Source organism: Metamycoplasma orale ATCC 23714 (assembly GCF_000420105.1).
Taxonomy (GTDB): Bacteria; Bacillota_I; Bacilli_A; order Mycoplasmatales; family Metamycoplasmataceae; genus Metamycoplasma; species Metamycoplasma orale.
In genome coordinates this window covers 19,371-43,028 of sequence record NZ_ATUH01000006.1, presented here as the reverse complement: position 1 = coordinate 43,028, position 23,658 = coordinate 19,371, and the positions used below count along the sequence as shown (strand labels likewise).

Annotated in this window: 19 protein-coding genes and 2 tRNA genes; 5 read left to right on the top strand and 16 right to left on the bottom strand. The window is 25.6% G+C overall.

Features of this window, described 5'->3' with window-relative positions:
- On the top strand, positions 1-320 hold a 320-nt coding region (locus tag F795_RS06535), incomplete at its 5' end, for an IS3 family transposase (RefSeq protein ID WP_022936005.1).
- A 127-nt stretch (positions 321-447) separates the two neighbouring features.
- Here the strand turns inward: F795_RS06535 and F795_RS06530 are convergent.
- The 6 genes from F795_RS06530 to F795_RS0101665 form a co-directional block, all read right to left on the bottom strand.
- A complete protein-coding gene (locus F795_RS06530) occupies positions 448-1,299 on the bottom strand; it encodes a TMEM164 family acyltransferase (protein WP_129619141.1) in 852 nt (283 codons plus the stop codon).
- Between the two features lie 67 nt (positions 1,300-1,366).
- Positions 1,367-2,305 carry a TMEM164 family acyltransferase gene (locus F795_RS06525; protein ID WP_022936003.1) on the bottom strand — a complete coding sequence of 313 codons (939 nt, stop codon included), beginning with the start codon at positions 2,303-2,305 and terminating at the stop codon, positions 1,367-1,369.
- Positions 2,305-5,127 (bottom strand): DNA gyrase subunit A, encoded by a 2,823-nt coding sequence (gene gyrA / locus F795_RS06520; RefSeq protein WP_022936002.1) that lies wholly within the window; start codon positions 5,125-5,127, stop codon positions 2,305-2,307. Before gyrA ends, F795_RS06525 begins: the two co-directional genes overlap by 1 nt.
- 122 nt (positions 5,128-5,249) lie before the next feature.
- Entirely contained in the window at positions 5,250-6,182 is a 933-nt protein-coding gene (locus F795_RS06515; protein WP_022936001.1) for a TMEM164 family acyltransferase, read from the bottom strand.
- 70 nt (positions 6,183-6,252) lie between these two features.
- Positions 6,253-6,346: transfer RNA gene (locus F795_RS0101670), tRNA-Ser, on the bottom strand.
- Between the two features lie 55 nt (positions 6,347-6,401).
- Positions 6,402-7,088 (bottom strand): potassium channel family protein, encoded by a 687-nt coding sequence (locus F795_RS0101665; RefSeq protein ID WP_022936000.1) that lies wholly within the window; start codon positions 7,086-7,088, stop codon positions 6,402-6,404.
- A 189-nt stretch (positions 7,089-7,277) separates the two neighbouring features.
- Between F795_RS0101665 and F795_RS0101660 the strand changes: the two genes are divergently transcribed.
- Complete coding sequence (locus F795_RS0101660; protein WP_022935999.1) at positions 7,278-9,050, top strand: ribonuclease J; 1,773 nt, start codon at positions 7,278-7,280, stop codon at positions 9,048-9,050.
- A gap of 5 nt (positions 9,051-9,055) precedes the next feature.
- Positions 9,056-9,763: a B3/B4 domain-containing protein gene (locus F795_RS06510; protein WP_022935998.1), complete on the top strand. Its 708-nt coding sequence runs from the start codon at positions 9,056-9,058 to the stop codon at positions 9,761-9,763.
- Between the two features lie 52 nt (positions 9,764-9,815).
- On the opposite strand, the gene recO is transcribed toward F795_RS06510, so the two are convergent.
- The 4 genes from recO to F795_RS03415 all read right to left on the bottom strand — a co-directional run bounded on the left by recO (position 9,816) and on the right by F795_RS03415 (position 13,793).
- Positions 9,816-10,487 carry a DNA repair protein RecO gene (gene recO, locus F795_RS06505; protein WP_022935997.1) on the bottom strand — a complete coding sequence of 224 codons (672 nt, stop codon included), beginning with the start codon at positions 10,485-10,487 and terminating at the stop codon, positions 9,816-9,818.
- A gap of 29 nt (positions 10,488-10,516) precedes the next feature.
- A complete protein-coding gene (locus tag F795_RS0101645; RefSeq protein WP_022935996.1) occupies positions 10,517-12,541 on the bottom strand; it encodes an Mbov_0121 family peptidase domain-containing ABC transporter in 2,025 nt (674 codons plus the stop codon).
- Positions 12,542-12,674: 133 nt separating this feature from the next.
- Positions 12,675-13,097 (bottom strand): hypothetical protein, encoded by a 423-nt coding sequence (locus F795_RS0101640; RefSeq protein ID WP_022935995.1) that lies wholly within the window; start codon positions 13,095-13,097, stop codon positions 12,675-12,677.
- Between the two features lie 231 nt (positions 13,098-13,328).
- The gene (locus F795_RS03415) at positions 13,329-13,793 is read right to left on the bottom strand and encodes a hypothetical protein (RefSeq protein WP_022935994.1); all 465 of its coding nucleotides are present in this window, start codon (positions 13,791-13,793) and stop codon (positions 13,329-13,331) included.
- A gap of 302 nt (positions 13,794-14,095) precedes the next feature.
- On the opposite strand from F795_RS03415, the gene nrnA (F795_RS06500) reads away from it, so the two are divergent.
- Positions 14,096-15,079 carry a bifunctional oligoribonuclease/PAP phosphatase NrnA gene (gene nrnA, locus F795_RS06500; protein ID WP_022935993.1) on the top strand — a complete coding sequence of 328 codons (984 nt, stop codon included), beginning with the start codon at positions 14,096-14,098 and terminating at the stop codon, positions 15,077-15,079.
- On the top strand, positions 15,060-16,052 hold the full coding sequence (gene nrnA / locus F795_RS06495) for a bifunctional oligoribonuclease/PAP phosphatase NrnA (protein ID WP_022935992.1): 993 nt from the start codon (positions 15,060-15,062) through the stop codon (positions 16,050-16,052). The genes nrnA (F795_RS06500) and nrnA (F795_RS06495) overlap by 20 nt, the downstream gene beginning before the upstream one ends.
- A 93-nt stretch (positions 16,053-16,145) precedes the next feature.
- On the opposite strand, the gene F795_RS0101620 is transcribed toward nrnA (F795_RS06495), so the two are convergent.
- From F795_RS0101620 to F795_RS0101595, 6 genes are all read right to left on the bottom strand, one after another.
- Positions 16,146-17,054 carry a lipoprotein 17-related variable surface protein gene (locus F795_RS0101620; RefSeq protein ID WP_022935991.1) on the bottom strand — a complete coding sequence of 303 codons (909 nt, stop codon included), beginning with the start codon at positions 17,052-17,054 and terminating at the stop codon, positions 16,146-16,148.
- Between the two features lie 3 nt (positions 17,055-17,057).
- Complete coding sequence (locus F795_RS0101615; protein WP_022935990.1) at positions 17,058-18,896, bottom strand: lipoprotein 17-related variable surface protein; 1,839 nt, start codon at positions 18,894-18,896, stop codon at positions 17,058-17,060.
- A gap of 123 nt (positions 18,897-19,019) precedes the next feature.
- Positions 19,020-19,346, bottom strand: coding sequence for a histidine triad protein HinT (gene hinT, locus F795_RS0101610; protein WP_022935989.1), 327 nt, complete (start codon positions 19,344-19,346; stop codon positions 19,020-19,022).
- A 1-nt stretch (position 19,347) separates the two neighbouring features.
- A complete protein-coding gene (locus F795_RS06490) occupies positions 19,348-21,138 on the bottom strand; it encodes a HinT-interacting membrane complex lipoprotein P60 (protein ID WP_022935988.1) in 1,791 nt (596 codons plus the stop codon).
- Between the two features lie 12 nt (positions 21,139-21,150).
- Positions 21,151-23,316 (bottom strand): HinT-interacting membrane complex protein P80, encoded by a 2,166-nt coding sequence (locus F795_RS06485; protein WP_022935987.1) that lies wholly within the window; start codon positions 23,314-23,316, stop codon positions 21,151-21,153.
- Positions 23,317-23,526: 210 nt separating this feature from the next.
- Positions 23,527-23,611: transfer RNA gene (locus F795_RS0101595), tRNA-Leu, on the bottom strand.
- Between the last annotated feature and the right edge of the window lie 47 nt (positions 23,612-23,658).

The following is a 23,658-nucleotide window of genomic DNA, read 5'->3' as shown; positions in this document are numbered from 1 at the left end:
ATAGTTTAAACAATGTATTGTTGCATTCTGATCAAGGATGACAATATACTCATGAAGAGTATATAAATTATTTGAAGGAGAAACAAACAATTCAAAGCATGTCAAGAAAAGGAAATTGTTTAGACAATAGTCCCACTGAATGTTTATTTAGTGTTATAAAAAGAGAATTTTGATTTGAAGAAGAAAATAGATTTAAAAGTTTTAAAGAATTTAAAACTGCTTTAGAAAAATATATTTCATATTATAATAATGACAGAATTGTTAATAAATTAAAAGGGCTTAGTCCTGTTCAATACAGGAATAAGTCCAAACACAATTAAAAAGTCCAATATTTGGGGTTCATACCAGGTTCGGCTTTTTTAATAATTTAAGGGATTTGTTTTTGCAAATTCTTGACGTTTTAATTCAAACTTTGCTAGTCTCTTTGCTTTTATGTAATTATTTAATTTAATTATTCCATAAGGTAATTGTGCTATTCCACCAAATACTCAGAAAAATATATTTATTAAAAAACAAAGTATAAATAGGGTAAAAGAAATAGAATTGAAGAGGCGTCATATTAAATTTACCTTTAGTTGCTCCTTTAATTAATGCGTCATAATGAACTGGTAATCTATGTGAAATTTGAAGTAATGTTGGGATATTTTGGTCATTAATATTTTTACTGCTTGCTTGTCATATCATTTCGTTGGCAAAACCAACAAATGCTCATAAACACATAAATACTGTAAATGCTCTTAACATAGTTTTTCAATTATACTTTGTAACTCTTCAAATCAATAGCACTAATCCTAACATAGTCATACTACCATGCCAAAATGAAGTATAATATACAGTGTATATGTTATTATTAAATACGTATCCTGGATATATTAAGACAAACATTCCACCATATAATGAAAATATTGTTATAAAATCTAAAATTCAAATTTTTGCTTTTTTAGTTTTATATGTAGCTAAATAAAGAGGAATAAAATAAATCATCATAGAACATAAAGTAAAAGGGAAAGTTCTGCGAGCTACTTCTGAATATTTTCAAAATCATTTTCCATTTGCATCTCAATGAGAACCCATTTCAAATTGTTTTAATGATTCAATAACTATAGTAAATACTCATACTACAAGTAAAAAATAAAATATTGTTTTTGGATTTTTACGATGTTTTCATAAAATTGTAGATATTAATATAGTTATTAATAAGGTAGTAAAAATAACTATTAAATGAAAGGACGAACCTATTTTTGGCTTTCAGCCATCATAAAACCCTTTAGACAATGTTTTATGTAACTCTGCACCCATTTTTAAACCTCTGAATTTTAATTTATCATATAAATTATATAATAAAAAGCCGGTTTGGCTTTTTTTCTTAATAGTTCAAAGAATTATTTCTAGCAAATTCTTGACGTTTTAACTCAAATTTTTCTAGTTTCTTTATTTTTAAATAATTATTCAATTTAATAATTCCATATGGAAGTTGTGCAATACCACCAAATATTCAGAAGAATACATTAATAGCAAATAAAGTATAAATAGTGTAGAAGAAATAAAATTGAACTGAAGTCATATTAAACTTACCATTAGTCATTTGGCTTATTGTTGTGGCAAAATGAATTGGTAATCTATGCGAAATATGAAGTAATGTAGGAATATTAGGGTCATTAATATCCTTGCTACTTGCTTGTCATATCATTTCATTTGCAAAACCAGTAAATGCTCATAAACACATAAACACAGCAAATGCTCTTAACATAGTTTTTCAATTATATTTAGTAACTCTTCATATTAATAAAACTAAACCTATAACAGCCATTGAACCGTGGTATAATGAAGAATGGTAAGAAGTATATATATTTCTTGTAAATACATCTCCTGGATATATTAAAACAAACATTCCGCCATATAATGAAAATAATGTTATAAAATCTAAAATTCAAATTTTAAATTTTTTTGTTTTTACTGTGGCTAAATATAGTGGAATAAAATACAAAGGCATTGAGCACAAAACAAATGGAAATGCCCATCTTGCAACACCTACATATTTTCAATATCAATTACTTGATGCATCTAAATGTGAGCCTGCTTCAAATTGTTTTAGTGTTTCTATAACTGCCATGAAAACTCATATAGTTAGTAAAAAGAAGAATGTAGTTTTAGAATTCTTGCGTCATTTTCAAAAACTAGCAGCTATTATTATAGTTGCTAATAAAGTACAGAATACAACAATTAAATGAAATGGTGAGTTTTGCGTTGGTATCCAACCATTGGCAAATTGTTTAGATAAAACTTCATGTAGTTTTTTAGCCATTATTCTTCATCACTTTCATTACTATCATTATCAATATCTGCTTCTGAATTTGATTGTTCTAATTCTTCTTCATCTATTCCAATTTCTAGTTCTTTGGTAACTTCAATGTATTCTTCTTTAGTTAGTTCTCTGTCTTCTCTATCTTCAGATTCATCATTAATTTTTGCAATACCTACAATTTGTGAGTTTCTTCCTTTAATATTAATTAATTTAACACCTTTAGAATTTCTTCCAACTATTGATACGTCACGAAGTGAAAATCTAATAGCTATTCCTTCACGAGTCATAATAATTAAATCTTCAGTACCGTGTACTGTAGCAGCATAAACTAATCTTCCTGCTTTTTCACTATTTAATGCAAGAACACCACGAGCATTTCTTTTTGTCTTTCTATATGATTCAGCAAGTGACATCTTTCCAAATCCTTTTGAGCCAATACTGAAAACATATTTACCATCTTTAGAACTTGAAACACTAACTACATAATCACCTTTATCAAGTTTCATTCCACCAACACCACAAGCTGTTCTTCCCATAGCTCTAACTTCAGAAATATTAAATCTATTTACACGCGAATTAGAACCTGAGATAAATATTTCATCTCCATCTTCGGCAATAAGTGCATCAATAAGTTCATCACCTTCATTTAATGAAAGCGCAAACTTACCATTCTTGTTAATTTTTTCATATTCTGTAATTTTTGTTTTTTTAATAATACCTAATTTAGATACAGTAACTAAATACATATTATCTTTATATTCATCAAGTGAAAGAATTTTAATAATTCTTTCATCTTTTGAAATAGAAGGAACAATATTTATAATAGGACTTCCTTTAGATTGTTTTGTACCAATAGGAATTTCATATCCTCTAACTCTATAAACTCTAGCTATATCAGTAAAGATAAGTAAGTCAGTATGTGTATTAACTACTAAAACATCTTTTATATCATCATCATTGTATGTTTTTGCAGTAGAAGCACCAACTCCACCACGTTTTTGTTCACGGTATTCATTAAGATCAATTCTTTTTACATAGCTATTAGATGAAACTGTAATAACAACATCTTTTTGTGGAATTAAATCTTCATTATCAATACTTCCAACTTCATCTCAATTAATTTCACTACGTCTTTTATCACCATATAATTGTTTTATTTCTTGCAATTCTTTAACAATTAAATCTATTAATAAATTTTGGTTAGATAAAATTGAACGATATTCAATAATTCTTGCATGAACTTGGTCAAGTTCTTCGTTCATTTTTTCAATAGCAAGACCTGTTAATCTACCTAATCTCATATCAACAATAGCTTTAGATTGTACTTCAGATAATGCGAATTCTTTCATCAAGCCCATTTGAGCTTCTGTATCAGTTTTAGATTTTTTAATAATTTCAATAACACGGTCTATATTTTCAATACAAATTTTTAAACCTTCTAGGATATGCGCTCTAGCTAAATCTTTTTCTAAGTCAAAGTTTAATCTTCTCGTTACAACATCAATTTGATGTTTTAAATAAACTTCTAAACATTGTTTAAGATTTAATAATTTAGGTTCATTATTAACTAATGCAATCATATTAAATGAAAAGTTAGTTTGTAATCTTGTTAATTTATAAAGTTGATTTAGAATAACTTCAGGAACAAATGTTTTCTTAATATCAATTGTTATTCTTATACCATCACGATTGGATTCATCTTTAAAATCAGCAATACCATCAATTCTTTTGTTTTTGATATGTTCAGCAATTTTTTCCATAATTTCTGTTTTCTTAACTTCATATGGAATTTCTGTAATTATAATTTTACTTTTTCCATTAGCAAAATCTTGTATATGTGCTCTTGATCTAATAGTTATAGAACCACGACCAGTTTTATAGGCTTCAATTAATCCTGCTTTGTTAAAAATAATTCCACGTGTAGGAAAGTCAGGTGCTAAAACAATTTCCATTAATTCATCAATAGTAATTTCAGGATTTCTTGCAAGCGCACAAACGGCATCAATAACTTCATTTAAGTTATGTGGAGGAATATTTGTTGCCATACCAACAGCAATACCACTTGTTCCAGAAATTAATAAGTTAGGAAATCTTGCAGGTAAAACAACAGGTTCTTTTTCACTACCATCATAGTTATCTATAAAATCTACAGTATTTTTCTTAATACCATCAACCATAGCAGAAGCAATTTTAGACATTCTAGCTTCAGTGTACCGCATAGCAGCAGCTTCATCGCCATCAATAGAACCAAAGTTACCATGACCATCAATTAAAGGATAACGTAATGAGAAGTCTTGAGCCATTCTAACCATAGCTTCATAAACTGATGAGTCACCATGTGGGTGATACTTACCTAAAACTTCCCCAACAATTCTTGCAGATTTTTTATGTGGAGAATTATAAAACATTCCCAATTCTGACATAGCATATAAAATACGTCTATGAACAGGTTTAAATCCATCACGAGCATCTGGTAAAGCACGTGAAACTATAACACTCATTGCGTATTCAATAAATGAAGACTTCATAACTTTCGCTAAGTCAGTTGGTTTTAAACCATTTTTTTCAGTTTCTAAAATTTGACTTTGAACTTTATATCCTTCTTTTTCTTGAGGCGCAATTTCTTCATCGTCATCATCAACTTCTGGTTTTGGTTCTTCAAAAACCTTCTTTATGGTATCGTCGAAGTCATAATATTTGCTATCTTCGTCTTCTTCTACTTCAACAAAATCAAGTTCTTTATCTTCAATATCTTTATTATTTTTTTTGTCTAATTCTTCTTTTTTCTTATCATTAGACTTTTTTGGTTTATTTTCAGCCATTAAATTTTCCTTTCTAAAATTTATTAAAAAAATACCAAAAACTTGAGGTATATATTTATTAATAAATTATAACAAAAAAGACAAAAAAAGGTAAGCAAATTACCTTTAAAAATCAAGATTTTTTAAACATAGTTTAAATAATTATTTTTTGCAAATTCTTGACGTTGTTTTTCAAATTTTTCAAGTTTTTTGATTCTTAATTTTTTTATTAATTTAATAATTCCATATGGAAGTTGGGCAATACCACCAAATAATCAAAAGAATAAATTAATAACTACAAAAGTATAAAAAGCATAAAAGAAATAAAATTGAGTTGGTGACATTGTAAACTTGCCATTGGTCATATCACTAAACATTTCTAGGAAATAATTTTTTAATCTGTGAGATACTTCTAAAAAGACTACCATTTTATCTTCAGAAATATTTTTTGCATTGCTTACTTGTCAAGTAATTTCATTTGCAAGTCCAGCAATTAATCAAATAATAATAAAAACGCTAAAAGCTCTAAACAATGATTTTCAACTTAAAGTGACTATTCTTCAAAATAATAAGGTTAACCCAATAATTGCCATTGAACCATGTCATAACATTGTATGATAACATGCAAAAATATTTTTTTCAAATACAGCAGCTGGATATAATAAAACAAAAATGCCGCCATATAAATTAAACACACATATAAAATCTAAAATTCAAATTTTAATTCTTTTGGTTTTAGAAGTTGCTAAATATAGAGGAATAAAATAAATTGACATAGAGCATAATGCAAACGGCAAATATCGACTAGCATCATATTTTCAAAATCATTTGTCTCCAACTAAATTTGAACCACCTCAAAACTGTTTGAATGATTCTATAATTAACATAAATATTCAAATAACTAATAAAAAGTAAAAAATAGTTTTCGGATTTTTACGATATTTCCATAAACTAGAAACAATAATTGCAGTACATAATAATATAGTAAAAATTCAAATTAAATGAAAAGCAGAAAAAAGACTTGGTTTTCCATTTGCAAATTGTTTTGATAAAAATAAATATAAATTTTTGCCCATTTTGTTTCTTTCTATATCCAATAACTATTTTCTAAATTATATAAATTAATAAAAAAAGATAATAAAAAAATGGCGGGCAAGAGAAGATTTGAACTTCCGCGAGAACTTTACATCCCCCTACAGTCTTAGCAGGACCGCCTCTTCGACCACTTGAGTACTTGCCCAACGCACAAAAAATATTATATATTATAATTTTTAATTTTAATAAAACTATCAATACTATTTGTTTTCAGCAACATATGCAAATGATTCAACCACATCATCTGTAGTTCCAACAAGAGTAATTAAATCACCTTTTTGAATAGCAAAATTACCACTAGGTAAAAATGATTCAGTTCCTCTTTTTACTATAACCATAGAAACATTGTACTTTTCTCTTAAACCCAAATCTTTAATTTGCTTATTGTATAGTTTTGGATTATTTATATAAGTTGAACCAACTACATAACCATCTTGTAGTTCTGATAAAGATTGAGAATATAAAATAAAATTTGGATTAGCAACCAAAAGCGCAGTTTTATGTCCTGCTTCTTCTTCTGGACTAATAATAATTTTTACGCCAATTTGTTTTAAAACATTGGCATGTCTTTTAGTTGAAGCTCTTGCAATAATATTAGTTACGCCTAATTCACTTAATGCAGCTACAATTTCAATGTTATCAGTTGTAGCAACTATAATAGTATCGCAATCAACAATATTCATTGATTCAAGTGCTTTTGGATCTGCTGCGTCTGCAATATAGATAGAATCAACTTCTTCTTTAAATTGCGCTAAATGTTTTTCATCGGTATCTACTAAAACAATTCTTATATTATTTGTTTTATCTTTTAAAAGTTCAGTAGTTATAGCTGAACCAAAACGTCCTAGCCCTATGATACAAATTTGTCTTGATTTTTTGGTTTTCATATGTTTCTCCTAGTTATATATCTATATAATTTTAATACATAAGTAAAAATTAAAATAAAATTTTACATTCTCTTACATTAATTTGCTATACAATATATATAAATTTAATTTTCTTAAATTACATATTAGATAATAAAATATTAATTTTTATTAATATTTGACAATATAAATATAAATGAAAGGCAAAAAATGAAACCTACAAAAATAATTGGACTTGGCGGTATGCAAGAAATTGGTAAAAGTACTTTAATAATTGAATATGAACAAATTTTTATTATAGATACTGGAATTAAATTTTGTGATGTTTTTGCAACTGGTATTGGTGGGGCTATTCCTGATTATACTTATTTAAAAGAAAATCAAGACAGAATAGCTGGATTATTTATTACACATGGACATGAAGACCATATTGGTGGAGTTCCATATTTAGTTCAACAAGTTGATATTAAAAAAATATTTGCGCCAAGAATTGCTATTCAATATCTACGTCTTAAATTTCAAGATTTAAAAATTAAGAGAAAAGTTGAATTTATTGAGATTTCAAAAGATGATGTTTATACTTTTGGCAATTGCTCAGTAGATTTTTGAACTGCTCAACATTCTATTCCTGATGCTTTTGGTATTAGAGTTAATACACCTAATGGTTCTCTTATGATGACTGGAGATTTTAGATTTGATTATCATCCTATTGGAAACTTTACTGATTTTGCAAGACTTGAACAAATAGGAAAAGAAGGACTTGATGTTCTATTTTCAGATTCAACAAATGCAATGCGTCCAAATCATAGTCCATCAGAAAGTGATATCCTAAAAGATATTGAAAAACACATGAGAGATGCACAAAGAAAAATAATAATTACAGCATTTGCTTCTAACTTAACAAGAATAAAAGCAATAATAGAATTAGCTGCAAAAATGAAAAAGAAAGTTGTTACATTTGGAAGAAGTATGGTGGATGGCGTTGATATAGGTAGAAGACTTAAATATATTGATGCTGAAGAAAATACTTTTATTGATAAAAAACAACTAAATAAATATAGTGAAAATGAATTAGTAATTTTAACTACTGGTTCACAAGGAGAAGAATTAGCTGGCCTTGCTAAAATGTCTTTTGGAAAACACCCCCAAGTAACAATTAAACCAAATGATATGATAATATTTTCTTCTTCGCCAATTCCGGGCAATAGATCAAAAATAGAACTCTTGGTTAATAGACTATATAAATTAGGCGCTGTTATTAAAGAAAATGGAGTTGACGGTTATTTGCATACTTCTGGACATGCTTATAAAGATGAACATACAAAGTTATTTCATTTGACTAAACCTAAATATTTTATGCCTTACCATGGCGAATATAGAATGAGTGTTGTTCACTGTCAAACCGCAATAGAAGCGGGGGTTAAAAAAGAAAACAATATTGTTGCTAATTTAGGTGACGTTTATTATCTAGAAAATCATAATATTAGACTTTCAGATGAAAAAATAGTTTTTGGGCCTGTGTTTATTGATGGAACTATCTTATCTAAAGCTAATAGTGCTTTAATAAAACAAAGAATGGAACTTGGTCAAAATGGTTTTGTTCATGTTATCATTGCAATTAATAAGGATAAAAATTTGATTTTAGGAAAACCAAGAATTGTTTCTCGTGGAGCATTTTACGTAAAAAATTCACTACATTTAATTGAAGAAGCAAAACGTATAGTCCACGGTGCTATTCTTTATACAATAAAGAATTCAAAAGACTGAACCATTCCTCAGCTTAAACAACTAATAATAGATAGACTTGAGCCATATTTCTATAAACATAAAAGAAGAAATGTAGTTATTATTCCAACCATATTATTGTCATCTCATTCTAAAGCACACATTTTAGAAAACAAAGAGTTAGAAGAAGCAAATACTGAAGATGAAGTTGATGAATTAAAAGAAGAATATGGAAATAAATTAAATAATTCGAGGTAATTATTATGAAGAGATTTATTATTGATAAAAGTTTTTGAAACATTTTCCCAAATGCTAAATTAGGAATAGTTATTATAAATAACATTATAAATGATTTAGGTAAGGGAAAAACTAATGCTATATTAAAAAAAGCAAATCGTGAAGCCGAAAAATATTTAGAAAGTTCAATATTTTCCGAAAATCCAATTGTTAAATCTTGAAGAGAAGCTTTTTCAAAATTTAAAACAAAAAAGGGTGCTAGATGTTCAATTGAAGCATTACTTAAAAGAATCGAAAAACAAAACCCTGTTAAAGAAATTAACACAATAGTAGATATTTATAATAGTGCTTCTCTTTTTTATGGCTTACCTTGCGGTGCAGAAGATATTGATAGCATAAATGGCGATTTAACCTTAACAATTACAGAAGGTGGCGACGACTTTTTGCCAATTGGCGAAGAAGAAAATGATCCAACTTTGCAAAATGAATTATGTTACAAAGATAATATAGGCGCAGTATGTAGATGTTTTAATTGAAGAGATGGAAAAAGAACTATGATCCAACAAAACACAAAAAATGTGTTTTTAGTAATGGAAATAGTTGATGACTCAAAATTTGAAGATTTAAAAAATGCATTACAATTTTTGAAAGAAAACTACTCTAAATATTTAAAGTTTGATAAAATTGAGACTCATTTATTAAGCAAAGAAAATCCTGAAATAATAATTTATTAATCATGATCAGAAAAAGTGTGACTTATTCAAAGTGCACTTTTTTATTTATAAATTAAATAAAATAATATTCTCTTAAATATGTAATTATCATGTCTTTAGTTTTTTTGGCCACTAAAAAACTAGTATTAACATCAAACTCTTCAAATGATTTTGACAAATAAAATAAAGAAGTAAGTAGTTCGTGATCTAAACTATCTTCTGAATGCAAATGGCAAAGAAAGCCCCCCTTATAAAATTTGAAATCAACTAAGTTGGTTTTTGCTTTGCATTCGACGCACCCTTGCATATAAGGAGCAATCCCTTCAGTTTCTAATAATTTAAAAAGTAAATAATCTAATATTTTAATATCCTTATTTGAATCAACTAATTTAGTTAATTTAGAAAAACTGTTTAAAAATTGTAAAGGATTATTAAACATAATCTTATTTAATATATTTAATAAATCTTCTCATATATATAAAGTATTTAAATTAATAGGAAATTGTTGCACCAAAGAAGCTCTTTTAAGACGATAGAAAAGGACATTTGACTTTTGACTATCTATTATTTCTAATTCTGAAATATCTAGCAAATTAATATTATTTCTGTTTTTACTATCTAGTTTTCTTACGCCAGGGGCAAAAATTTTTAGTTTACCTTTTGAAGTTAATATTGTTAAAATTTCATTAAATTCACCTTGAGGTTCTTTTTTTAAGATTAATGCTTTAATATTCTTTTCAATCATTTTATACTACTTTAATAATTATAAATTATTTATAATTCAATAATATTTTTATCGCAAATATAATGTTTATTATGACTTATTTCAATAAACATAGCTTGAGGTTGCACTTCTAAAATTGCTTTTTTAATATCCGGAAATACGTCACTACTTATATTTTCAAAAGCTTCATCGAATAAAATTAGATCATAATCAAAACAAAATAATTTTAATAAATTAATAATTTGTCTTTGACCCGAAGATAAAAACACACCGCCATCCTCAATTTTGTAAGTTCATGATAAATTAAAATAATTTAATAATTCAGTTAATTTAAATTTATTAATATTATGTTTTAAGTTATTTAATGCTTTTTCATTTTTGCAAGTAATAAAATCTACAATAAATTCATTAGGAAAATAAATGTTATTTACATTGAAAAATATTTTTTCTCGATATTTATCTAAATTTATATCTTTTAATTCAAGCCCATTAATTAAAATTTTTCCATCATAGTTATCATAAAGACCATAAATTAATTTTAATAAAGTGCTTTTACCTGAACCATTAGGACCAATTATTTTTGTCGAATCAGTAATATTAATTGTTTTATTATTAAATAAGTTTTTATTTGTATAGGCAAAAGAAACGTCTTTAAAGTCTATTATTTTAATTTTATCAATTTCACAAGTTCTGTTTATTGTATTTTCATTTTCAATAAATAGAACATAGGATAATCTATTAATTTGCATCCTAGAAATTTTTCAATTAACAATCAGTTCAATCAAATTTTCTATGGGTGAATTTAAAAATAAAACTATTGAATTAAATAGTAACAAGTTGCCTAAACTAAAAGTCCCTACAATAATTAATTTTGTTGCTATATATATTACAATAAATTGTTGAATAACAAATATTAACTTTGTAAAAATATTTTTGAAATTAATAATATTTCAAAAACTAAAATTATCTCTTTTAATATTTTTGATTGCATTACTAATCTCTTCTAGCTTTTGAGTTTTATAAAAGCTATTCTTGGAATAAATATTATTTAAAAATATTTCCATATTGTTTTCCATTAAAAAAATGTTGTTTTGAATTATTTTTGGATATCTTTTATTAATCTTTATTTTTAAAAATAAAGAAAAAATAAAATAAACTAATAAACTAAATAAAACTATAAATAATAATTTTCAACTTATAAAACCCATAACTAAACATGAAACCATTATTGATAAAATATTAGAAAAAATAATTACAATAACATTTGAATAAAATAAAGAAACTTCTGAAATAGAGGCTACCCTTTGCATATATTCAGATTTTGATATTTTTTCTATTTGTTGAATCTTTCCATTTAGTGACTTATCTATAAAAATATTTAATAATGAAAACTCTATTTTTTGCATCATTTTTTGTTTTAAAAAATTATTAATAAACTCTGAAAGTATTCTAACTACAAAAATTCATACAAATATAATTGTAATAGTTAATAACTTATCACTTTCATTAGAAAAAATAACCTTATCAATAACATACTTTAAATAAAAACTAGAAGCAAATAATAGACCTTGTATTAAAATTGACAAAAATGAGATTAATATAATAGAAAATAAATGCTTCGAAAATATGTCTAATGCTCTATGTTCATTAATTAGGTTTTTATTGATATTATTAGTTTTTTGAACTTTAACAATAATATTTAAATACATGTTTTTAAATCTTTCAATAGGTATTTTAATTCTACCTTTAGAAGGATCAGAAGCATAAATATATTTATCATCTTTTTCATTAATTATTATGTAGTGAAAATAATTGTCATCATTAATTAATGTAAAAAATGTTTCATGAATATCAAGATTTAGAAATGAATGAAAATCTCCTTCTAAAACATTTAATTCCATACCAATATTTTGAGCAAGGTTTGATAAATCAAAAAGACTTATACCATTTTGACCATAAGTTATATTTTGTTTTAAAATATTTATATCTAATTTAGATTTGTAGAAATGCTTGTAAAAAGCTTGTAATACAATTAATCCACAATCTTTTTGATCTTGTTGTAATTCTATATTCATACTTATTATTTGAGCACAAATAAAGAGCAATTCTTAAAATCATACTAATTTAAGAAAGGATTAGGAAAAATCATATTGTTTTTCTTAAATTAAATAAAAGCTCATGCAATAATTAGCATGAGCTCAAATTTTATTAATTAGTTGATTTATAATTTTTAATATCTTCAATGTGAAATGATTTTAGCATAGCAACATCTTTTTTAATTTCAGTAATATCTTTTTCAACTTTATCTAATCTCACTTTAATTTCATCGATATCAGGTTGAATTAATTCTTTAACTGCAAAAGCTATTTGCATAATTACTTCTTTTGTAATAATAGGTTCTACTTTTGGCGGGGTTAATGGTTTTACTTTCATATCTTCCTCCTGATATCTAACAACTAGAAACTTATAATCTGCATAATTACTAAATTGGCACAATGCACAATTTAAATTGTTATATCCATTCATAAGCTTCTTAATTTCAGATAAACTCAATCTTATATAAGAAGTAGTTTCTCCAAATGGCCCATTGAAATTATCATTATCTTTATTTATGATCTTACCTCCTTTCATTGTATAGCATTTTTTAGTTTATTTTGTAAAATTTGTGTTTTGTAAAAACAATAAATTTAAAAAGTTTTTCAATGAATAGTATTAACTATTCATCTTTATTTTTGCATAATTTTTATTAACACATTCAAAAATGGACTAATTTGAGAAAGGATTAGGAAAAATCATATTGTTTTTTCTAAATTAAATAAAAACTCATGCAATAATTTGCATGAGTCCCAAACTAAAGTCATATTAATTAGTTGCTTTATAGTTTTTAATATCTTCAATGTGAAATGATTTAAGCATTGCAACATCACTTTTTAATTCAATAATGTCTTTTTTAATTTCAACAATATCTTTTTCAACTTTATCAAGCCTTTGTTCAACTTTATCTAATCTCACTTTAATTTCATCGATATCAGGTTGTATTAATTCTTTAACTGCAAAAGCAATTTGCATAATTACTTCTTTTGTAATAATGGGTTCTGCTTTTGGCGGGGTTAATGGTTTTACTTTCATATCTTCCTCCTGATATCTAACAACTAAAAACTTATAATCTTCATAGTTACTAAATTGGCACATTGCACAATTTAAATTACTATATTTATTCATAAGCTTCTTAATTTCAGATAAACTCAACTTTACATAAAAAGTGGTTTCTCCAAATGGCCCATTGAAGTTATCATTGTCTTTATTTATGGTCTTACCTCCTTTCATTGTATAGTATTTTTTAGTTTATTTTTTAAAATTTGTATATTTGTAAAAATAATAAATTTACAAAGTTTTTCAATGAATAGTATTAACTATTCATCTTTATTTTTGCATAATTTTTATTAGTAGATTCAAAAATATACTAATTTGAGAAAGGATTAGGAAAAATCATATTGTTTTTCTTAAGGCAATAAAAAATAAATAATTAAAAATGAAAACAAAAAGAAATTATTCAATTATTTAAAAAATATATTGAACAATAAAATATATAATTGTATTATAAAATAACTTTTCAAGGAGAAATAATAATGGCTAAAAACAATTGAAAAATTGCTAAAAAAGCAATTGAAGAATATGATAATATTTTTATTTTTCATCATGTTAGACCTGACGGAGATTGTTTAGGTTCTCAATTTGGTCTTAGAGAACTTATCAAAAGTAATTATCCAAGTAAAAACGTTTTTGTTTTTGGAGATAATGGCGGAATATACCCATTTATGAAGTGAGATTTTGATAAGTTTGAAGATGTAGATAAAAAATACTTTAAAAATTCCTTAGGTGTTGTAGTTGATGCAAATAATTCAGAAAGAATTCAATTTGCTCAATATATTTTGGATAAAAACTTTACCAAAATGTTAAGAATAGATCACCACCCAGTTGATCCAGATATTAAATATGATTATGAATGAGAAGATGCTGCATATGCAGCCGCTGGTGAGCAAGTAGCTTATATTGCAATGAATGCAAAATGAGTAATTAGTGATGATGCAGCTAAATATTTATATTTAGCAATAAACACAGACTCAGGTAGATTTAATTATGAATATGTTCAAAAAAGAACATTTGATGTTATGAGTTATTTACATAGTGCACCTAACTTTAAAGTTTGAGACATTAACTTGCCGCTCTCATATAGAGATGAAAGAAAAGTAAGATTTGCAGCTTATGTTTTATTAAACTATAAAAAAATAGGAAAAGTACTTTACTTTCATGTTACTAAAAAAATTCAAAAAAAATTCAATCTTAATGAAAATGAAGCAAATGATGTAAACATTTTGGCAAATATTGGGGATTGCAAAGTTTGAGTATTCTTTATTGATCAAAAAGAAGGTTGAATTAGAGCTCGTGTAAGAAGTAACAGTGTTTGAATTAATGATATATGTGCTAAACATAAACCTGGTGGTGGGCACGAAGTTGCTGCTGGCGCTACAATTCATTCAAAAGATGAAATGAAACAAATATTACGTGAATTAGATGAAAAGGTAAATGAATATGAAAAGCAAAATAAGTAAAGAAAAATTATCAATTTTTAAACAACTAGAAGCTAAAATTAAAAAATACAAAAATATTGTAATTTATCACCATATTAGACCTGACGGAGATTGTTTAGGTTCTCAATTTGGTATGAAGAATTTAATTTTAGAAAATTTTAAAAATAAAAATGTTTTAACAATTGGTGATTCAAAAGGTATCTATAGTTTCCTAGATTTTACTATGGATGAAATTGAAAATAAGCCAATGGAAGATTCTTTGGCAATTATAGTTGATGCTAACTATAAAGAAAGATTAGAAAAAAGAATTTATTTAGATAACAAAATATTTACTGATGTAATTAGAATTGATCACCATCCTAATGAAGATGATTTATACGCTTCTGTAAGGTGAGTTGAACCAGAAGCTCCCGCTGCTGCTCAACAAGTAGCAGAACTAGCTTATGAACTTGGTTGAAAAATAAATGAAAAGGCTGCAACATATTTATATTTAGGAATATATACAGACTCAGTTAAACTTACTTCTAATACAACTAATGCTAGAACTTTAGAACTTGTTGGACATTTATGAAAATGTGGTGCTAAAAAAGAATTAATACACAACGAACTTGCTAAACGCACTCTAGATGATATAAAAATTAATGCATATATTCATCAACATATGACAATTAAAAATAGAGTTGTCTCATTCTACTTTGATTTAGAAACTCAAAAAAAATTAGGCATAAATGATCCACTATTAGCTAATAGACCTGGTTTACTAGCATCTATTGATGACAATGCATTTTGAGTATTCTTTACACAAGAAAAGGAAGATTCAATCAGATGTGAATTTAGATCAAATGGTCCATGTGTTAGAAATGTAGCAGTTAAATGAGGTGGTGGCGGACACCATAGAGCTTCAGGCGCACAAATTAAAGATACTAAATTAATTAAAGAAATTATTAAAGACTGTGAAAAAGAAGTTCTTAATACTAAAGAATATGATTATTAAATAATTAAAGTTTGAAGGAAATAACTTCAAACTTTTTATATAAAAAAACATAGCATTTAATTTTGCTATGTTTTTGCTTATAAATTTCTAAAATTAGCTATTTACAACTATTTGTTCATATTCGATATCATCAAGTTGTCCATTATCTAAATATAATTTTCATTTGAAACTAATTCTACCGTCATTATAAAAATGAACATTAATTCCATTTGTTTTCTTGCTTGAACCTACTTTTCCAGCTAAACCAATATTTTTTTGTCCACTACCAGTTTTAACTTTTCCCTTAACTGTTGGGTCTAAAACTAATACAGTTGATAAACCAGTTGAATGTCCACTAATAAAAAATTTAATACCATTGTCTATTATTTCAATTCTTTGATCGTTAGGTTGATCTTTTAATTTTAAAAGTTGTTTCTTTAATTCAGCTTCATTTTTTACATGGAATAATGTTTTTGATTCTGAAAGAGCATACAATTCTTGTAATCTAAATTTTTTAGTAGTACCACTAACAACCTTAAAGCCAGTATATTCTTTGCTTAAAGTTTTTGTTTCATTATTTAATCTATTTTTAAATTCAACACTTAAAGTTAATTTGCCTTCAACATCTTTAGCTTCTAATGAATAAGTAACAACTTCTAAAATATTTGCAAATTCTTCTTTAAATGTTAATTTAACATTTTCTTTTAAAATAGAACTTGCTAAAGTATCAACATTTGGCACAATTCCTTCAATATTTAATGTACTATCCAAAGTTAATGAATTTAAATCTAATGGTTTTTTATTAAATTGTAATTCAAATTCTTTTTCAACTTTTTTACCGGCTTTTTCAAATGTAACTTTAATTACAACTTTTCCAGTATATTCATCTTTTGAAGTAATTGTTATAGTTTTAATAATATCGGCAGGCACAATATATGCTTCAGAATTTTTCATTAATTTGATTTGATTTTGATCAATTGCTGAAGGTAAAGTTGTAGCCATATCTTCATATGTAATTGACATTCCTTAAAATTCTTTGCCTAATTCATCAACTTTAAATCCTTCAATAATTGTAGTCATAATATCTGATTTTATAACTTCACCATTATATGTAGCTTGTGCATAGTAATGAATAGTTGCAGTATTATGTTCTGAATCTTTATCAACATTTTCAACTACAAATATAACATCATTATTAAATACTTTAACATTAGTAGGCAATATGATTTTAGATTGATCAAGTTCAGAAACAAGAACGCTTTGTTTATCAGGATAATCAATTTTTGTTTTATTTTCAAGCGCTACTTTATTTAAATCTTCTTTATCAACAAAATTATATGAATAATCACTTAATGTATATTCTTTTCAATCATACAATCATTTTGGATTGTGATTCTTATCATATTTTCCAATTTTAATTTTAAGCGAATAATTATTTTCAGAATTTTTAATTATTTCACATTCAAATACAGTTCCAAATTTAAAGTCACCTTTTCTTGAAAGAATATCTTTTCTATCTGCTTCACCATATTTTTTATCTTTAAATACACCAGTAAAGTCATAATATAAAGTAGCCGAAGTATTTGAACCTAACAATGCTTCTAAAGCAGCCTTGGCTTCTTTTGTTTGAATCAATTCAAAGTTTTCTTCAACAATTTTTTCTCTTTGGTTAATTATAATATCAAAATCTGATTCTTTGCATGTTAAAGTAAATACTTTATTTGCAACTTTGCCATTTTTAGTTAGTTCTACTATTATTGTTCTTCTACCTGAGTTAACTTCAACTCTTGAAACTGTAGGTTTTTCAAATTTTATAGAGCTTAAAGAAACGCCTGCAGGTAAAGGATTATTGTTTTCAGCATTAAATTGAAGTTTAGATTCTTCAAGATCAGCCACTGAAATAATTGCAGCTTTTGGATCATTATATGATACTGAACCTTTTTCTAAAATAGCTTTTAATTCTAAAATATCAGCATCAACCACTGTTTCTTCTTTAAAACCTGAAACTTCTTTATTACGTTTGTTTGAAAGTAAATTAGATGCTTTGTGTTTCAATTTAAAGAAAACTTCTAAAACCTTTGAATCAGTTTTAGAAACTGAAATTGATTTTTCAACTATTTCATATGTAGTTTCATCAAAATTACTAAACTTTAAATCTTCTATTTGAACTTCTTTTGCAAGTTTGTTTTTGTCTAAAACATCAACTGCTACAAGTTTAGAAACCTTTTCAAGATCTTCTAAAATTTTTTGTTCTTCGGCAGATGCTACTTTAAAACCTTCAATAGTAAAGTCTTTTTTGCCAGATACTGAAAGATTCTTTTTGTTTTTTAAAGTAACAGTTACTAATAATTTAGAATTATCATTTTTGTCTACTTTAACATTTATAAATAAATCATATTTTTGTTCATCTACACCTTTAACTTTAATATCGTTGCTAGTGATTGATGAAGCTATTTTAGTGCTTTTTGCTTCTATTTCTTCAAGTTGAACTTTAATCAAATCTTCTTCAAGTTCTTTCTTAGCAACTTTAGCTGGATTTTCTTTAAAGCCCTCAATAATAAATTGACGAACAGCAGTTTGTTTTGATTTAATGTTTTGTAATTCAACAATAATCTCTAATGTTGTTTCTAAACCGCTTTTAGGTTGAACCTCAATTTTAGAAACGGCAAAATATGCTTTGTCATAATTTGAAACTATAATGTCTTCTGATTTAACATCTTTTGCTTCACGGTTCTTACTTGTAATAGATATATTTATCTTTTTAATTTCATCTTCTACACTTTTAGTTTTACATGAAATTGCAACTAAAGGCAATAATGTAGGTAATGCAAAAATAGAAAATAAAATCTTATTTTTCTTACTCATTGTATATATGCTCCCTTATTTTTATTTAAAATTTTATTATGAGCGTAAAAAACTCATATTTATATTTTAATAAAAAAATACTTTAATTTTAAAATTAAAGTATTTTTTCTTGGTCATTATTATTTAATCTCCATAATAAGGAATAACGTGAATATGAGTTCTAAATATTTCTTGCCCAGCTGAAGTTCCATTATTTACTTCTAATTTAAAACCGGTTGCATGTAATTTTTTAGTTTGTGCTAAAGCTAATGATCTAGCAGTTTTTAATAAAATATCAAATTGTTCATCTTCAATATCATATAAATTTTCAGAAAATTCTTTAGGCACTACTAAGAAATGTCCTTTATTACGAGGATGTATATCTAAAAATGCAATAACATCATCATCTTCATAAATAATAGTTGCAGGTATTTCTCTATCTATAATTCTTTGAAATGTATCTTTTTCCATACTATAAAATTCCTAATTTTCTAAATTCATCTCTTATTTCAGAACGTAAAGTTTTTTCATCAACTTTAAAAATATTAATTTCTTTAAAATATTTAATAGCTGCCTTAAATAATTCTTCACCTTTTAAAGTTATTAAATTAAGAGCTATTTTATTTTGTTGATCTTCGGAAGCTCAAGGTGTATCTTTTAATGTTAATTTTCCAGATGCATTTGTATCAGAAGCATTAGGATCATCTTTAATAAATAAAGGTGCTATCTTAACTAAGTATTTAGCCTTGAAACCTTTTGTGCTTTCATTATATAAGTCAATTGAAGTTTTATATAAATCTAAATTAAATTGAGCATCTTCAGTCGGCTTATTTAGATCTTTTAATTTAGTACTAAATTCAACTAAACAATTGCCAGGAAATGCTTTACCATCATCTTTTTTGGCTGTCATTACTCATTCAATATTAAGATCTTTAGATCTTGCAAAATCATATTCTAAACTCTTAATCCTATAAATTAAGGTGTAATTTTTAGAACCTAAAGTAAATGTTTTTTCAAAAGTTACTTTTCCATCTGCTTCTTTTTTAGTAGTACCATCAATTTTAATATCTTTATCATTTATATTCTTTTGATCGCCACTTGTAATTTTGGTTTTAGCTGCATCTTCAACTTCAGGTTTTGGTCTATCTTTAACAGCATTAACAAGTTTGTTAAATTCAAAAGTATTTTCTGAATATACTTTATTACTATTAGGATCAACAAATCCAAAAATAGGAGTCTTAATATATTTTAATCCACCTATTGTGGTATCTAATTCGCCTGAACCAGAAGTTGCGCTTATTACGCCTTTATAGCCTCTTAATTCTTCTAAATTAACATTTTGATCGCCAGTATTAACTAAAAGCATTTTTTGTCATGGTTTATTCATTATAGTTGGGTTAACTTTATAATTTGGTAAATTATTTGGGTTAAATTCAGCGATTCTATTATAGTCTTCCATTCCACTTATTTTTCCAGTAGTACTTCTAACTTGCATATCTCTTGTATCACTAAATTCTCATTCTTCGTTAATTGGCGTATTTACTAATGTTTCTAATAAATAAAGATTATCTGCTTTATGGTCTAGTGCTTTAAATAATTCTTTAATATTATATGGAGTTTTATCTTCATCAATTTTGAATTTAGATTTAGCAATATCTATCCCATCTTTATTTTTTGTAATTTTCTTAAGCGACTCTGTATTTTTTAGTAAATATCCTTTAATAATTAATTGCTTTTGAATTTCTAATCTAATGTTTTCTTCAAGTCAATTAGAATTCTTAATAATAAATTCTTGTTCAGAATCATTAGGTATATTAAACACAGCAGGATCAAAAGAAGTAACATCTAAATTTGCTTTAGCAAATATATTTCTTAAATTACTAAAATATTGCTTATCTGAATCTAATTTTTTATTAATAAAAAGTTTAAATAATTCAAAAAAGTCTTTTGAAAGTTGAGTTGATTTATTTAAAATAGTTTTTAAAATTGCTTCATCAGGGCTTTTTCTTTGTGCTTCAGGTAATAAATCAATATTTCCTTCAAAGTATGTTTCATATAAAACAGTGCTTGTTACATCAATTAAAATTTTATTAAGAGAAAGTTTTTTCTTAATAACAGTTTCTTGATAAGCTGCATTATTATCAGCATTACCTTCAACTTTAGATGAATTTTTACATTTAGTAGCAGAAATTAAAGGAAGAGTACTTGCTGCTAAAGGTAATGTTGTTAAACTTAATAAATTTAATATTTTTTTAGCTTTCATAATATTCTCCTTTTAATTAATTAAGAAATCTTGAATTTGTTTAAAAATGTATTTCAAGATTGCTTCTTCGCCTATTTCATCTGTATGTGGATTTAAGTAATAATCTTTTTTAGCAGCATCATATTTAAAGTCACCATACAATTGATTATTAATTTGTTCAGTTATATAAGTTTCAATTTGTTTTGCTTTATCACTTATAATTGAACTTTTTGAAATTTTCTTTAACATTGTTTGATATTCAAGCACGTTTTGAATATCAGCATCACTAAAAGTGCTTTCTTTTGAATTTAAGTCTTTGAATTTTTTACCCTTGATAAATTCTTTAAAATCTTGAATATGTAATAAATCATTTATTTCATAATCTTCATTAATAATTGAATTAAACATAGTTTCAAGATTTAAAATAGGTTCTTTTAATTCACTATGTTCAGCGGCTTTAGACTTGATTTTCAAACCTTTTAAAATTAGTTTTTTAACTATTTCTTCGGTTTTTAATTCAAAAATATTTTGAATTTTAATACCCGATGAAGAAACAAACACAAAATTATCATTTACTTTGTATATTGCTGAAATTTTATTTTTGTCGGCATTATCACCAAAAACTTTTTTAAAAATATTTCCAACCTTTTCATCAAATTCTTCTTTTTTCATATCTTTGATGAATTTATCAACTTGTTCATTATATTTTGCATACTCAGCAATTTTTTCATTAAAGGTAGGGTCATTTTTATCTAAAGTAAATTCGCTATTAGTTAATTGCGTTTTTAAAGTAGGGTCTGATGAAAAAATGTCTAAAAGTTCGGTTTTTAATTCTAAAAATAAATTATTTTTTTCATTTATTTTAAATATTGATTTATTTGCTGTTGCATCTCCGATTATTGTAGATAAAAATGGTAAATATGAAGTTGCATCTCCGCTTATATATGAAGAAATATTTTTAAATCCATCACTACCAATTTTTTTAGCATTTCCTGTATTTGAAGAAACATATTCAATCAACTTTTTATCATTTAAAGCAGTTTGAATTAATTTATCTGTTAATTCAGTATCAGAAATAATTGTTTTAATACCTTTAAATTGTCCAATTCTATCAATTCCTAAAGTTACTTTATATTTTGTTTCTAAATTATCAACATCACTATAAAGAGTATATTTAAATAATTTTATAATTTCATCTTGTTTAACAGTTCAAGGTTTTTCACTTTTATCTTTAACAGGCGCAGCGCTTAAAGATAATTCAGATGTAATTAATTGTTTTTGTTCAATTCAATCAGGAATAAAACGCATTGGATTTTTTAATTCTTTAACAAATGACTTAGTTACAAATAAAGGAACTTTATATTCATCTTCTGTATTAATTTTTAATTCCTTTGAATCTAGTTCAGGTAAAACAAAATTTTCATTTTCTTTTGCAAAATCTAATTGAATAATTTCACCTTTTTTAGCTACTTCAACTTTTTTACCATCATCTAATGTATAGAATGTATCTGCATTTGCAACAATATGTCCCGCTTTTAGTTCACTATAAGTAAAATCTTGATTAATTTCAAATTGATATCTTCTAAATGCTTCATTTTTTAATTTAGCTGTAACTCTATAATCAATAGCTTCTTGTTCATTTTTTGCATTGCCATATTGTGAAGTTGCTAATTCTTTTTTAAATTCATCTTCTCAGTTTTTTTCATAACCAAATTGTTTCTTAATTTTTTCTTTAAGTTCATTAATATCTTTTGTAACTTCTTCAGTTATTTTTGAAATTGATTTAAGTCTGAAATCCTTTTTAGATTTATTAATTTTATTTGCATGATAAACTGCATTATATCAAAGAGAACCTTCATATTCTTTTTGATATAAATATCTATAAAGTTGGCTTTTCATTTCAGAAGACAAGTGAGCTTTTTCATTATTAGTAACATATCTTTCATTTAAGTCACCATAAGTTATTTTTGAATCAGTATGTTCAGAAGTAATGTGTGAAATAATATCATCATCTTTTAAAGTTGGGGCAGGTTTAGGAAGTGATTGACATGCTTTAATAAGCGGTATACTAAAACCTGCAGAAATTCCTCCTGCTAATAAAAGACCCCATGTAGTACCTCAAATAATTTTTTTCTTTTTTGACGCTTGTTCACTAGTTTGAATTGTTTTAATTTTATTTTCTTTTGGAGTTTTAGACATTTTGACCTTTCTAATTTTTAACTATTAGTATTTAAATACTAATTAAAATCAATATATAAAATTAATATTTATATATTTTACCATTTTTCTTAATTTTCTAATTAAAGTTAAAAAGTTGAATTAAAAATAAAAATATTGACCCGCTTAACAGGACATAAAAATTTGACTCAAATTAAAAAAGAGAATATCAATTAAATATTCTCTTTTATATGGTGCCCGAAACAGGACTTGAACCTGCAAGAGTCTCCTCACTAGATCCTTAGTCTAGCGTGTTTGCCAATTTCACCATCCGGGCAATTAAATAAAAATCAAATTATATTATAAATTATTTTTCTATTTATT